A 12513-nucleotide genomic window follows, 5' to 3' on the forward strand; every position below is an offset into this window, starting at 1 on the left:
GCGGCCGCGCCTATTTGCGGACGGCGTCCACCGCCACCACGCCCACGTCGCTGGAGCCGTAGCCGCGCTCGACGAGCTCGTCGAAGCGCGCGGCCAGCGCGGGCAGCACGGTGAGCGGCGCGTCGGTGCTGGCGGCCGTCTCGAGCATGAGGCGGAGATCTTTGCGGGCCATGGTGAGCTCGAAGCTGGGCGAGAAGTCGCCCAGCGCCATTCGTTTGCCGCGGATGTCGATGGTGGACGCGGGTTTGAACTGCGTGAACAACGTGAGCGCGTCCGTGCCCGACACGTCGAGGGAGCGCGCCAGGGTGAGGATGTCGGCGACGCCGCCCGTGATCGTCAGGATCATGGCGTTGCCAAAGAGCTTGAACGACGCCGCCAGATCCGGGCGCTCGCCGAGCCACCACAGGTTGCCGGTCATGGGGCGGAGCGAATGCTCGAGCGCCTCGAAGCGGCCCCGCGGGCCCGATGCGAGCATGATGCCCGTCGACTCGCGGCAAGCTTGCGGCGACATGAACACCGGCGCGTGCAGAAACGCGACGCCCCGCGCGGTGAGCGACGCATAGCGCGCGGCCGTCCCCGCCGGCGACGTCGTGGTGTGATCGATCAGCGGCGTCTGCACGTCGAGGGCGCCGTCGATCGACGCAAGGACGCTGTCGACGGCGGCATCATCGCTCACCGCGATGTGCACGCGCCCTGCGCCGCGCACGGCCTCGGCGGCCGTTGCGCTGACCTCGACCCCGAGCGGCTCCAGCGCCCGCGCCTTGTCCGCCGTTCGGTTCCAAACGCGAACCCGTTCACCACGTTTGCGCAGCCCCTCGATCATGCCTGCGCCGATGAGCCCCGTTCCCAAAAATGCGACATGTGCCATGCTTCCGCATCGTAGTGGCTACGGCGGTTCGATGCGCGAGAAACCCTCGGGCGGCGGCGCGCAGATGCCGTCGCGTCGGAGCAAGACGAAGCCGCGGCTCTCGGGGCCCGGCCGGTAGCCCGTGCGCCTTGGCGTCTCGCGCCGCGCGATGAGGTAGTTCGCCGAGGCCAGGTTCCGCTCGGTGTACTCGAACAGGAGCGGCGCATCTTTGTGAAAGTACGCATAGCCGCCGGTCGACGACCACGGGATGTCCTGGATGACCACGCCGCACACGTCGTCGGCCTCGCCCGCCGCCCAGAGGAGCCGGTTGATCCCCTCCGCCGCATGCCAAGGCCGATCGCGTCCCGAGGCCAGACCTGCCGCGAGCCCATCGCCGTGTCCGAGATCGGCGAAGGTCATCCGCGCCATGCGCTCCGCGAAGCCGGCGCACACCAGGCCCACCACGATCCCCGCCACGACCCGCTCGGCCCGCCCGGCGCGCGCCCCGAACCGCTCCGCGAGCTGCGGGCGCAAGGCGTCGATGGCCTTCACCAAGCCCGCGCCGGAGAGGGCGAGCACCAACGGAAGAACGGGGGTCAAATACCGGTACTCCTTGTGCGGCACCAGGGAGTGCACCAACAGGTAAAGCCCCACCAACGCGACCAGCCGCCACGCGTGCTCGGCGATGAAGACGAGCCCGAGCACCACCACCATCATGGCCGGCCCGGTCGAAAACCAACCGTAGCGAAGGTAGTAGTCGAAGCCCGCGGTGCCCCACGCCGCCGCGCCATTTCCAAGCTGAAAGCGCAGGTACGCGAAGAACGAGTGAAACGGGCTCCCCCAAATGACGGCATCGAGGAGCCCGCCCGCGACGCCGACCACGATCGCGCCGCCCGCGAAGCTCACCGCGTCGCGCCGCCGTCTCTCCGACAGAAGGATCGCCAAGAGCCCCACCGCCAGGAGCCCGTTCTGGTAGCGCAGATAAATGGCCAGCGATGCGAGCGCGCCCGACAGCGCAAGGCGCACCCGTCCTCCCGCACGATGCGCATCGCGCCGAAAGGCGAGCGCGGTGGCGATGGCGATCACCGGCCCGCTCGCGCTCTCCGAGAAGCACTTGGTCGCAAAGAACACCAGCGCCGGGTGGAGCGCCACCAAGATGCCCGCCAGCGCGGCCCCGCGCAGCCCGGCCATGGCGTGGGCGATGCGCAGGACCGCCTCCACCCCGGCGACCGCCAAGGCGGCCATGAGCAGCTTGGCGACGAGGATCAGCGCGCGCGCATCGTGGACGCCGACCGCATCCAGCGCCTTCCACAAGAGCCCGATCGTCCCGGGGTACACCCACGATCGCGCTCCCTCCACGAACTCCCAAGGTACGATGCCGTAGCCGAACGCAAAGCGATGCGCCTGCTCCAGGCTCTGGTAAAATTCATCCGGCCAGAAGAGCCCCTGGTCGGAAACGGCCGCCCAAACGCGCGGCGCCCCGGCCAGTGCGAGGATGGGCAGCCGGACAGCCCAAGGGATCGGCCTGCGCAAAGGGGGCTGGTCGGCAACGGCCACTCGGACATTTTACGCCAACTGGCACGCGCCGTCTGCGTCGCGCGCCGGCTGCGCCGTGCTCGCGATGCGGCATTTGCCTCGCGTGGAGGGTCACACGTTGAGCAAGGTCTCCAAGTAATCGGCCATGGCCGAGTAGGAGCGGAATTCGTAGTGCACGCGATGCGGCATTCGCGCCGCGTGGAGGGTCACACTTTGAGCAAGGTTTCCAAGTAATCGGCCATGGCCGAGTAGGAGCGGAATTCGTAGTGCACGCGATGCGGCATTCGCCTCGCGTGGAGGGTCACACTTTGAGCAAGGTTTCCAAGTAATCGGCCATGGCCGAGTAGGAGCGGAATTCGTAGTCGGCGCCGCCGGAGACGTGGTGGGGGCGCTGGACGAAGACGGCGGTCAAGCCCAGGCTTCGCGCGACGTCGAGATCGTAGTCGGCGTAGGCCGAGACGTGCCACCATCCCTTGTCGAAGCGCAGACCGCGCCGCCGCGCGACATAGTGCCAGAACTCGGGGGAGGGCTTGTACGCGCGCACGTCCTCCGCGCAGAACCAATCCGACAGGGCGAACCCGAGCTGCGCCTCGACCTGCGCGCGGTGCGCCCGATCGCTGTTGGTCATGGCCACGCACGGGGCGATGCGCATCAACCGCGTGAGGGCCTCGCTCGCGTCGGTGAAGAGGGGCGCGCGGCCGACGTTGTCGCCGATGCTGCGCGCGGTCGAGGCGTCGAGACCCACGACCTCCACCAGGCTCTGGGTGACGATGTCGGTGTACGTTTGGAAGGGCCCCGCCTGCAGGCGCGCTTGGGCGGCGGTGATCCGATTGAACGCGTCGTCGGTGAGCGCGTGGCCATGCGCGGCGAGCGCCTCCTGCATCCCGCGCTTCCAGTCGAGGGTGGTGCCGAAGATGTCGAAGGTGAAGAGGATCGGATTCATGAGCGATTCTCTAACTCGGTATACCGCGGAATCATTCCCGGGAGGAGAGCCCGAGCTCGTCGTACATGCGCACGCTGCGTAGCCGGCCGCTGTCACCGCGCTCGAAGATCACGAGCCCCTCCTTGGGCGCGCTCTCCCCGCCGCGCAGCTTCTCGGTGGTGTATTCGACGGCGCAGCACCTGCCGTTGTCGGCCGCGGCAATCACCAGCGGCACCCAGTCGTTCGCACCGCGCTCGCTCTGAAGCGTCGCCACGTAAAAGGCGTGGAGCGCTCCACCTTCGAGCGGATGCACCCGGCCGGCGCCATCGCGAAGATGTCCTTCCCGCTCGAAGCCGGCCACCAGAGCCTCCGCGTCGCCCAGGCGAAGCGCGGCCAAGTGCTCCGCGATGTCGGCCGCGAGCACATAGCCGTCCTCCCCATCGTGCGCCTCGCGCGGGCTCCTCGGCGCCTGCCACCCCCCGAGCGGAAGCATCGCGTGGTACGCACGCAAATCGGCCTTTCGGCCCTTGCGGCGATGCATCACGCACGCGACGGGCAGCGCGATGGAAAGACGGGCTCCCGTTTGGTCGATTTCAGCCGCACCTGCGCCGCCCGCGCCGCCTGCCCGTGCCGGATTCGAAGGAGGAACCCGGAGCGACAGCACGCCCTCGGTCACATCGCGGTCGACGCCCACGATCTCCTGCTGGTGCACGTACGACGCGCGCGCACCGGCGAGCCATTGCCCGAGCTTCGTCAGGTGCTCCTCGATGGCCGCCAGCCCCGCCGCGGCGCCGAGGCGCGGGTGGTACGTGGTGGCGCGGTCGCCCAGGCGGCTCGCGAGTGCCCGCTCCGAACCTCCGAGGAGCGCAGGGAAGTAAACCGTCGCGAGCCTTCCCCGTAGGCTAATGGGGGCCTGCTCGCTGGCCGGCGCACGGTCCTCCTCGTCGGTCATGAACGGAGAATAGTCGTTTCCGCGCGGGAGCGGCCATGGGCGGGTGGCCCATAACTGACATAACGCTGACAGTCAGTCGGTCGGATATACCTGACATAAGGCTGACAGCGCGGGCCCCCAAGATGATGCGCATGAAGACGACGACGGCCCGGCAAAACGAGACGCGCGCATGGTTTCAGGCTTCGGTTGCGCCCAAGAGCTCCTTTGCCCTGGGGGCTCTCGCCGAGACCGAGACGGACCGCCCATCGACCGGCGCACGGGTCGAGGTGGCTCAAGACGACCTCGACGATTTGTCGATGCACGTCGTGCGCGGCCAGCGGCAGCCGTACGAGATGCCGGGGCTCGGCTGGCGTTACGGCTGACGGCGCTCCTGGCGGCCGGGGGCTGGCGGCGGGCGCTTGCGGATGAACGCGGCTGCCCGCGCAGAACGCCGCAACGCGTCTTCGGATCGCGTCTTGACGAGTCACCGGATGCGCGTGAACTTTGGACCCAAATGATCGACCTTTCTCGTCTGCCCGAGCGCGTTTCCATTTACGAAGTGTCCCCCAGGGACGGGCTTCAAAACGAGAAGGTCACCGTCTCGACCCCGGACAAAATCCGGCTCATCGACGCGCTCGCGTCGGCCGGTCTCAAGCGCATCGAGATCACCAGCTTCGTCTCGCCCAAGTGGATCCCCCAGCTGGCCGACGCCGACGAGCTCGCGGATCACTTGAAGCCGCCGCCGGGGGTCACCTTCTCGGCGCTCTGCCCGAACCCGAAGGGCCTGGCGCGCGCACGGGCCGCGGGCCTCGACGAGATTGCCGTCTTCGTCAGCGCCAGCGAGACGCACAACAAGAAGAACATCAACAAGACCGTCGAGGAGACCTTGGTCGAGCTCGAGGAGACGGTTCCGCCTGCGCGCGCGGCCGGCATGCGGGTGCGCGGCTATGTCTCCACGGTTTGGGGCTGCCCCTACGAGGGCGATATCGAGGTGGAGCGCGCCCACGCCATTGCGATGCGCTTGATCGAGCTCGGCTGCTACCAAGTCTCCCTGGGCGACACCATCGGCTGCGGAACGCCGCGTCAGACGGCGCGCATCCTGGAGCGCATGCTCAAGGACATCCCTACCTCCAAGCTCGCCATGCACATGCACGACACGCGCGGCACCGCGCTGGCGAACATTTTGGTCGGCTTGAACATGCAGATCCGCGACTTCGATGCGTCGGTGGGCGGTCTTGGAGGTTGCCCGTACGCTCCCGGTGCCGCGGGCAACATGGCCACGGAAGACCTCGTGTACATGCTCCACGGCATGGGCATCGAGACCGGAATCGATCTCGAGAAGCTCGTCTGGGCGGGCAAAGCTGCCGCGAGCATCGTGGGGCGACCACTCCCGGGCAAAGTGCATCAATCAGGAGTGCGAAGCCTGCGCGCCTAATGTGCGCAGCGCTCGATCGGCTGCGCTTGGCGCAGCAGCTTCGTTGGTCTTCTTTCCAACTTTGCATTCCGTGCTCAGCTCGGCCTTCGACTTTCCGGAAGCTCGAAGACGGGTTGGGAGCTGCTTGCGCTCGCGCATGCAGACGGGGCGTCGTGCAGATTGGGAATGCGAGCTTTCAAATATGAACGATTCGGACGGCTGTGCCTCGTGAAATTGCCGAGGAATCTGGCGTTGGTCCTTTGGCATGGACATCGCTAAGACAGATTGCGGCATCGCGTAGGTTGGCTCTCCCCCCCCGGGCCCCCTATGTGGTGCCGTTTTCTTTTTGTGCTCTGAAGCTCGCAAAGCAGCGCTGAAGCTCGAGTACTGTCGCGCGCACGATGAAACGGTTTTTCGTTTTTGCGCCCGTTCTCGGGAGCGTGCTTTTGCTGATTTCCGCCGGGTGCACGCGAACGCCGCCCGAGCCGGCGTCGACGACGGCCACGTCGTCTTCCTCGTCGTCGTCGGGCGGCGCGAAGCCCGCCTCGCCCGCGACCAACGACGAACCTGCGCGCTGCATTTCCGCCACACCTGTGATCCCTCCGCCCCCGGCAAAAGCCGCCGATCCCGGCCGTTGTCCCAAGGATCCCAATCCGCATGTGCTGCCCTTGGTCGACGTGACCATCGAGACCGGTACAGGTCCGGTTGCACTCAAGGCGGAGCTCGCGAAGAGCAACCCGGAGACCGAGCGCGGGCTCATGTACCGCACCCAGATGCCGGAGGAGCAGGGGATGCTCTTCGACCTCGGCAACCCGCACCGCGAGCATAGCTTTTGGATGCGCAATACATGCATTCCGCTGGATATGCTTTTCATCGACACCGACGGGCTGATCGTGGGCATCCTGGAGAACGTCCCGACCCTGAACGATCAGGAGCGCACGGTGGGCTGCCCTTCGAGCTGGGTGCTCGAGATGAACGCGGGCTGGTCGCGCCGGCACGGGGTGCGAGCCGGGCAGAAGATGAAGCTTCCGCACTGAGGCGGGTTGCGGCTATGACTTCCGTCTCGCTCGAACCTGAACTTCGTTGAAACTCGAACTCGGTGATCCGATGAACCACCCGTCCCGCCGCATTTCCGTCGCGCTGCACAATCTGGTTTTGCCGGTTTTGCCGGTTTTGCCAGCTTTGCTCGCGCTGCTCGCCGTTACCGTGACGGCGTGTGAAAAGACGCCGCCCGAGCCCGAGAAGAGGGAGCCCGCCGCCCCGCCGCCGGCCGCCAGCAGCGCCGAGCTCCACGCGTCCACGCCGCCCGCCGCCCCCAAGGGCGATCCGCTCGAGGGCAAGTTCACCCTGGCCGACGCCACCAAGGACATCACCGGAACGGGCGCGCTCATCGCCACCATCGACACCAGCGAGGGCGCGCTTCGCTGCAAGCTGCTCGAGGACAAAGCGCCGGTCACCGTCGCCAACTTCGTCGGGCTCGCCCAAGGAACGCGCCCGTGGAAGGACTCGAGCGGGCAGTGGGTCAGCAAGCCCGCCTACGACGGCACCACGTTCCATCGCGTCATCAAGGGCTTCATGATCCAGGGCGGCGATCCCAAGGGCAACGGCACCGGCGAGCCGGGCTATGTCATCCCCGACGAGAAATGGGCGGGCGGCAAGCACGATCGCGCCGGTCTCCTCTGCATGGCCAACCGCGGCCCCAACACCAACGGCGCCCAGTTCTTCATCACCGACGAAGCCGCCTCCCACCTGGACGTGAGCTACACGATCTTCGGCGAGTGCTCCCCGGTCGACACCGTTCACAAGATCGCCAGCGTCAAGGTGCGCGGCGAGACGCCGGAGACTCCCGTTCGCATCACCAGCGTCAAGGTCGCCCGCGAAAAGCCGGGGGCGGGTGCGAAGGGCGACAAGGCCGACAAAGGCGACGCCGGCGCGAAGCACTGACGCGTTAGGTACGAGGGGCGCGCCACGTACGAGGCGCGCCAAGCACGGAGCGGTTCGCGCGCAGCGGCCGCGGTCAGTGGGAGAAACGGCCCGTGAGCGTGCCCTGTCCGAGCAGGTGCCCGTTCATCGCGCGGTCGATGTCCGCGCGTGAAGATCCTTCGCGCGCGGAGAGCTGCGTGTCGAGCGCGTACACGGTGAAGCGGTAGTGGTGCTCTTCGCCCTTGGGCGGGCAGGGGCCATTGTAGCGGATGGCGTCGAAATCATTTCGGCCGAGGCGCACGCCGTTCTTGGCGGGATCGACGCCTTCTGCGAGGGCGCGGAGCTCGGGTGGCAGGTTGAACGCCACGTAGTGCGTGAAGGTGCCGCCGGCCGCGTCGGGATCGTCGACGATGAGGACCAGCGAGCGCGTGCTGGGCGGCGGCGCGCTCCAGATCACGCCAGGGAAGGCGTCTTTGCCGTCGCAGCCATGGTCCACGGGGATGGGCGAGCCTTCGGTGAAGGCGCGGCTGGTGACGGTGATGCTGGCGACCGTGATCCCGGGCGGCGGGGTCGGGGTGGCGGAGCTTCCGACGGATTTGCAGCTGGCCGCGCTCAAGGTGAAGGCGAGGACGAGGGCGAGCGAGGTTGGAAAAAATCGTCTCGAGTCCATCATGTCGGGGAGTGTGGCTCGATCCCTTGGCGCACGACCATCTTGAAAAAAAATAAGAGCAGCGAGCAAAAAGTACGTCATACGATCCGCGGCCAATGCGCTTCGTTTTCTTTCTTATCGCCTTCGGGATGCTGAGCACGGCACCTCGAGCGCACGCCTTCTGTCGCACCATGACGGGGCGCGAGCCCGAGGATCCGGCGGGCGCCCCCAACCGGTGCAAGAACTGGAACGCGCAAGAGCAGGGCGCGTGCTGCCCGTACGGCAAGCCGCTCTACTGGAAGAACGCGTGCGTCGGTTTCAGCCTCCAAAAAGACGCCAGCCGGCAGGTCTCGCTCAACGACGCCGAGCAAGCGATCATCACCGCCTTCAACCGATGGACCGGCACCGCCTGTCCGACCAACGGCACCGGGCCTTCGCGCGTGAGCATCGACGTGCGCTACCTCGGCCCCGTCAACTGCGGGACGGTGCAGTACAACGACGGGCCGAACCAAAACGTCATCGTGTTCCGCGACGGCGAGTGGACGCACATGGACTCGAACAACACGCTCGGCCTCACCAGCGTGAACTACAACCCGAGCACCGGTGAAATCTACGACGCGGACATGGAGCTGAACACCGCGCAACAGATCCTGACCGTCCACGATCCCGTGCCCCCCACCGGCTACGATCTCGCCAGCATCGTGACCCACGAGGCCGGCCACTTCCTGGGGCTCGCGCACACGCTCGATGACCGCGCCACGATGTATGCACAATACAAACCGGGCTCCACCCATATGCGCAACCTCACGCCCGACGACGTGTCGGGCATCTGCTCCGCGTACCTGCCGAGCGGCCAGCGCGGCGACAGCGATCCGCCCATGCAGGCCGCGGCGTGCGATCCCACGCCGCGCGGTGGGTACACCTTGGACTGCGGCACCGAGAAGAAATCGGGTTGCTCCGTCTCGCCGCTCGATCCGAGCCCGCGCGGCCGAACGGGCGAGGGGCGCTCGAACGACGAGCGCACCTCGGGCGCGGGGGTCCTGGCGGCGGTGGCCGTGCTGGGCGCCGTGTTCCTGCGCCGGCAGCTGCGCGCGGGCGCGGGTTGAGCGCCGGACGAATGGGTATGCTTTCCGGACGAAGAATCAAGGGAACTCCTCGGCCTCGTCTCCAAAAAGAGTGAACCCCGACGGCGAAAGCGCCGAGGGGTTCCGAACGAACGAGAGACGAGAGAACGAGAGGAGACGCCCCATGAGTGTCACGGACAGGCCCACCGCGCTGGTGCTCGGCGCAACGGGCGGCATCGGCAGCGCGCTGATTCGAGAGCTGCACGCGGACGGAGGCCCCGACCGGGTGAAGGTGCGCGCCACGTTTCGAAGGCCCGAGGCCGGCGAGTCGTTGAAGAAGCTCGGCGTGGAGACGGCCTTGCTCGATCTCGACGGCGTCGAGCGCGTGCCCATCGCGCACCATGAGCCTCTGCGCGCGGCCCTTGCCGGGGTCGATCGGCTCTTTCTGCTGACCGGCTACAGCGTCGACATGCTCGTGCAGAGCAAGGCGGTGATCGATGCGGCCAAGGTGCTGGGCGTCAAGCACATCGTCCACCTGGGCGCGTGGGCCAAGGACGACACCACCATCGTGCACCTCGGCTGGCATCAGTTCGTCGAGCGCTACATCGCGGGCCTGGGCTTCGATTTTACGCACCTGCGGCCGAATGTGTTCATGCAGAACATCCTCAAGTTCTCGCTCGGGGACGACGGCATCATCCGGCAGTTCATCGGCGACGCCGCCGTGAGCTGGGTCGACACCGACGACGTGGCCCTGGCCGCGGCCTCCGTGCTGCGCGAGCCCGAGAAGCACCGGGGCAAGACGTACCCGCTGGCCGTCGAGGCGCTCTCCGTGGCGGGCGTCGCCGCCGTGCTGACCGACGTGATCGGCAAACCCTTTCGCTACGAGCCAACGTCGCCCGACGTGTGGCGCGACGGCGCCATCCAAGGCGGCCTCGAGCCCCTCTACGCCCGGTGCGTCCACAACGTCTTCACCCGCACCGCCGAGGGCACCCTCACCGATGCGGCCGACGTCTTCGACGACTTCGAGACCCTCACCGGCCGAAAGCCCACCCTCTGGCGCGACCACGCGGCGAAGCACCGCGACGCCTTTCTCGCACGCTTTGCGAAGCCTTGAGGCGCCGTCCGAGCATCAATCCGGCTGATACACCACCGACTGCGTCCCCTCGGCAAAGTAATACTGCGCCGCGGGGCCCCCGCGGTCGAAGGTGATGGCCCCGAACAGGTTCCACCCGATGCCCCAGATGGCCGCCGCGCGGAACCAGAACCCCGCCGGGCGCTCGGTGAGCGCGAGCAGCACGAACAGCAGGATCGCGTAGTCGTTGGAGAAGCGGTACCCGAACTGCAGCCAGCCGCTGTTCTGGTACATGGCGTTCATGAGCGCGCAGGCGGCCGCCGTGATGGCGAGCGATCCGTAGAGCCACGTCATTTTCTTGGGCCGGAAGAGCCAGAAATAAAGCGGGGTGGTGAACCAGAGCGCCAGCCCGTGCAGGTTGATCTGAAAGGGCGGTGCTCCGTGGGCGCGCGCGCCGGCGGGCGGCAGCCAAGGGAGGCTCGTGAGCATGATGCCCAGGTTCTTGGCCAGGTAGTGGTAGCCGAAGAGCCCCCACTTATCGATGCGCGGACGCCATCGGATGCCCAGGTACTCGTGCCCCGCGAAGGGGCTCCAGGTGTGAAAGCGGGTCGCGTTCATCCACGCCAGGATGGCGAAGGCGACCAGGATGGGGCTCGCAAAGACGATGACCCGCCGCGCGAAGGCGGGGACGTCGAGGCGCCGCAGGGTCTCGCGGGCGCGCTCGAGGAACGTCCCCTCGGCCGGCAGCCCGCCCTTGTCCGTGCAGGCAACGCGCAGCGCCTCCAGGCCGAAGAAGATGCTCGTGAGGAGCAGGGTGGGGCGCGTGGCCCAGCCGCACGCGCAGAGCAGGCCCGCGAGGAAGGGGCGCTCGGCGTCGATGGCCACCAGCATGTACGCGGCCGCCAAGCCCACGCCCACCACATGCGCCGCGAACCAGACCGTGCCCTGCACGGCGCTGAAGAAGTAGACGGTGCCGAACGCAAAGATCAGCGCGAGGCCCGCGTTGAACGACTCGTCCCACGTCGTGCGCCGGCGATCGCGCAGCTTCTCGAGCACCAGGAAGAGCAGGGCAGGGCCGAGGCCCGCGAGCCAGATGACGAACTGCCCGTCCTGAAACGCCTCGGGCGAGCCGGCGATGGCCACCAACGGCAGCATGAGCACGGCCGGAAAGGGGGGGAACGAGACATAGGTCTTCCCCTCGAACTCGGCAAAATCGTTCCCTTGCGCGTAGGAGGGTGCGCCGCCGGGCAGGTCCTGCCGCCCATGAAGCCATGCATTGGCCACGTGCGCGTAGTGGTTGAACGGCGTGTGCTCGGCGATGCGCTGCTTTCCGGCCACCGCGGCGAAGGTCACGACGCAAAGCGCGTAAATGCCGGCCGCGAGGATCCAGCGCCGCGAACGGGTCCCCGCGGCGAGCCATCGCGCCCATCGAGGGCCGCGCTCGGACGGTTCGGACGGCGCCTCGCGTGTGCTCTCCGTCTCTGCCCGCGGGCCCTCCGTGTCGGTTTGCGTCGGCTCCGTCATGGAGCTGGACCTACTACACCACCCGTTGCGCGCGCGATCCTTTGGAGGGCGCCAGCGCAAGCTTGGACGTGCATGGACCCCGCGGGCATGCGTATTGGGGTTCGCATGTGGTGGAGCTGGGCCGTGCAGCTACCTTCGCAATCCTTGGCGAGGATGCACGACAATCTGCGCGCTTTGCGCGCGGGTTTCTGCGCACCGAGTCAATGGCACGTTCCTTGTAGAAGGAATCGGCAGCGGTTAGCCCATAGCCCAGGACAGGAATGGCACTCCCCTTCGACGAAACCCACGGCGCGCGCGACTCGCGAGCCATCGCGATTCTGGCCAAGACAATCTACCGCGAGCTCCGTTCCAGCGGGTACGTCGAGCGCGATGTGATTGCGCTCGCCGGTGAGCTGGTCGGTATGGTCGCGAGCGACGTAAAAAAAGCTCCTCCTCAGAAGCCCTGAGACACGGTTAAAGAGAGGCCGCCCGCGAGGGCCGGGCCCCGCGCCCGCCCGGGTTGTCGCTGTCGATTTCGGCTGGAGAATTGACACGCTGGCGACACGACCCGACAATGCGGCCTTGAAGCATACGAAGCAGGCCCAAACCTCACGAGCTTACGGAGCCCGCACTCGGTGTCTTCTTTCGAGGG

14 protein-coding genes are annotated in these 12513 nt (G+C 67.4%); 7 read left to right on the forward strand and 7 right to left on the reverse strand.

The genetic code is table 11. The features are described 5' to 3' along the window. Window positions 1-10 precede the first annotated feature (10 nt). The 4 genes from LZC94_08490 to LZC94_08505 form a co-directional block, all read right to left on the reverse strand. Window positions 11-868, reverse strand: a complete 858-nt coding sequence (locus LZC94_08490) for an NAD(P)-dependent oxidoreductase (GenBank protein WXB17307.1) — start codon at window positions 866-868, stop codon at window positions 11-13. An 18-nt stretch (window positions 869-886) separates the two neighbouring features. Next, window positions 887-2404: a hypothetical protein gene (locus tag LZC94_08495; GenBank protein WXB17308.1), complete on the reverse strand. Its 1518-nt coding sequence runs from the start codon at window positions 2402-2404 to the stop codon at window positions 887-889. 280 nt (window positions 2405-2684) lie between these two features. Next, a complete protein-coding gene (locus LZC94_08500) occupies window positions 2685-3326 on the reverse strand; it encodes a hypothetical protein (protein WXB17309.1) in 642 nt (213 codons plus the stop codon). A 31-nt stretch (window positions 3327-3357) separates the two neighbouring features. Next, window positions 3358-4257 (reverse strand): hypothetical protein, encoded by a 900-nt coding sequence (locus LZC94_08505; protein ID WXB17310.1) that lies wholly within the window; start codon window positions 4255-4257, stop codon window positions 3358-3360. A 131-nt stretch (window positions 4258-4388) separates the two neighbouring features. On the opposite strand from LZC94_08505, the gene LZC94_08510 reads away from it, so the two are divergent. Continuing rightward, a complete protein-coding gene (locus LZC94_08510) occupies window positions 4389-4619 on the forward strand; it encodes a hypothetical protein (protein ID WXB17311.1) in 231 nt (76 codons plus the stop codon). A gap of 131 nt (window positions 4620-4750) precedes the next feature. Further along, window positions 4751-5671: a hydroxymethylglutaryl-CoA lyase gene (locus LZC94_08515; GenBank protein ID WXB17312.1), complete on the forward strand. Its 921-nt coding sequence runs from the start codon at window positions 4751-4753 to the stop codon at window positions 5669-5671. Between the two features lie 304 nt (window positions 5672-5975). Here the strand turns inward: LZC94_08515 and LZC94_08520 are convergent, their stop codons facing one another. Beyond that, window positions 5976-6155, reverse strand: coding sequence for a hypothetical protein (locus tag LZC94_08520; protein WXB17313.1), 180 nt, complete (start codon window positions 6153-6155; stop codon window positions 5976-5978). A gap of 88 nt (window positions 6156-6243) precedes the next feature. On the opposite strand from LZC94_08520, the gene LZC94_08525 reads away from it, so the two are divergent. Further along, window positions 6244-6687 carry a DUF192 domain-containing protein gene (locus LZC94_08525; protein WXB17314.1) on the forward strand — a complete coding sequence of 148 codons (444 nt, stop codon included), beginning with the start codon at window positions 6244-6246 and terminating at the stop codon, window positions 6685-6687. 70 nt (window positions 6688-6757) lie between these two features. Then, window positions 6758-7594 (forward strand): peptidylprolyl isomerase, encoded by an 837-nt coding sequence (locus LZC94_08530; GenBank protein ID WXB17315.1) that lies wholly within the window; start codon window positions 6758-6760, stop codon window positions 7592-7594. Between the two features lie 73 nt (window positions 7595-7667). On the opposite strand, the gene LZC94_08535 is transcribed toward LZC94_08530, so the two are convergent. Further along, window positions 7668-8246 (reverse strand): YbhB/YbcL family Raf kinase inhibitor-like protein, encoded by a 579-nt coding sequence (locus LZC94_08535; GenBank protein WXB17316.1) that lies wholly within the window; start codon window positions 8244-8246, stop codon window positions 7668-7670. A gap of 167 nt (window positions 8247-8413) precedes the next feature. Between LZC94_08535 and LZC94_08540 the strand changes: the two genes are divergently transcribed. Together LZC94_08540 and LZC94_08545 are read left to right on the forward strand one after the other, a co-directional pair. Next, on the forward strand, window positions 8414-9328 hold the full coding sequence (locus LZC94_08540) for a matrixin family metalloprotease (GenBank protein ID WXB17317.1): 915 nt from the start codon (window positions 8414-8416) through the stop codon (window positions 9326-9328). 142 nt (window positions 9329-9470) lie between these two features. Continuing rightward, complete coding sequence (locus LZC94_08545; protein ID WXB17318.1) at window positions 9471-10400, forward strand: NmrA family NAD(P)-binding protein; 930 nt, start codon at window positions 9471-9473, stop codon at window positions 10398-10400. A gap of 15 nt (window positions 10401-10415) precedes the next feature. Here LZC94_08545 and LZC94_08550 read toward each other — a convergent pair whose 3' ends face one another. After that, window positions 10416-11882, reverse strand: a complete 1467-nt coding sequence (locus LZC94_08550) for a hypothetical protein (GenBank protein ID WXB17319.1) — start codon at window positions 11880-11882, stop codon at window positions 10416-10418. A gap of 260 nt (window positions 11883-12142) precedes the next feature. Here LZC94_08550 and LZC94_08555 point away from each other — a divergent pair, with 260 nt between their 5' ends. After that, window positions 12143-12328 (forward strand): hypothetical protein, encoded by a 186-nt coding sequence (locus tag LZC94_08555; protein ID WXB17320.1) that lies wholly within the window; start codon window positions 12143-12145, stop codon window positions 12326-12328. Window positions 12329-12513: the final 185 nt, after the last annotated feature.

Source organism: Sorangiineae bacterium MSr11954, from assembly GCA_037157815.1.
GTDB classification, from domain to species: Bacteria; Myxococcota_A; Polyangia; order Polyangiales; family Polyangiaceae; genus Pendulispora; species Pendulispora albinea.

Coding starts and splice junctions, on each gene's coding strand:
- LZC94_08490 (WXB17307.1), bottom strand. CDS start 868: ATGGCACATGTCGCATTTTTGGGAACGGGGCTCATCGGCGCAGGCATG.
- LZC94_08500 (WXB17309.1), bottom strand. CDS start 3,326: ATGAATCCGATCCTCTTCACCTTCGACATCTTCGGCACCACCCTCGAC.
- LZC94_08505 (WXB17310.1), bottom strand. CDS start 4,257: ATGACCGACGAGGAGGACCGTGCGCCGGCCAGCGAGCAGGCCCCCATT.
- LZC94_08510 (WXB17311.1), top strand. CDS start 4,389: ATGAAGACGACGACGGCCCGGCAAAACGAGACGCGCGCATGGTTTCAG.
- LZC94_08515 (WXB17312.1), top strand. CDS start 4,751: ATGATCGACCTTTCTCGTCTGCCCGAGCGCGTTTCCATTTACGAAGTG.
- LZC94_08530 (WXB17315.1), top strand. CDS start 6,758: ATGAACCACCCGTCCCGCCGCATTTCCGTCGCGCTGCACAATCTGGTT.
- LZC94_08535 (WXB17316.1), bottom strand. CDS start 8,246: ATGATGGACTCGAGACGATTTTTTCCAACCTCGCTCGCCCTCGTCCTC.
- LZC94_08540 (WXB17317.1), top strand. CDS start 8,414: ATGACGGGGCGCGAGCCCGAGGATCCGGCGGGCGCCCCCAACCGGTGC.
- LZC94_08545 (WXB17318.1), top strand. CDS start 9,471: ATGAGTGTCACGGACAGGCCCACCGCGCTGGTGCTCGGCGCAACGGGC.
- LZC94_08550 (WXB17319.1), bottom strand. CDS start 11,882: ATGACGGAGCCGACGCAAACCGACACGGAGGGCCCGCGGGCAGAGACG.
- LZC94_08555 (WXB17320.1), top strand. CDS start 12,143: ATGGCACTCCCCTTCGACGAAACCCACGGCGCGCGCGACTCGCGAGCC.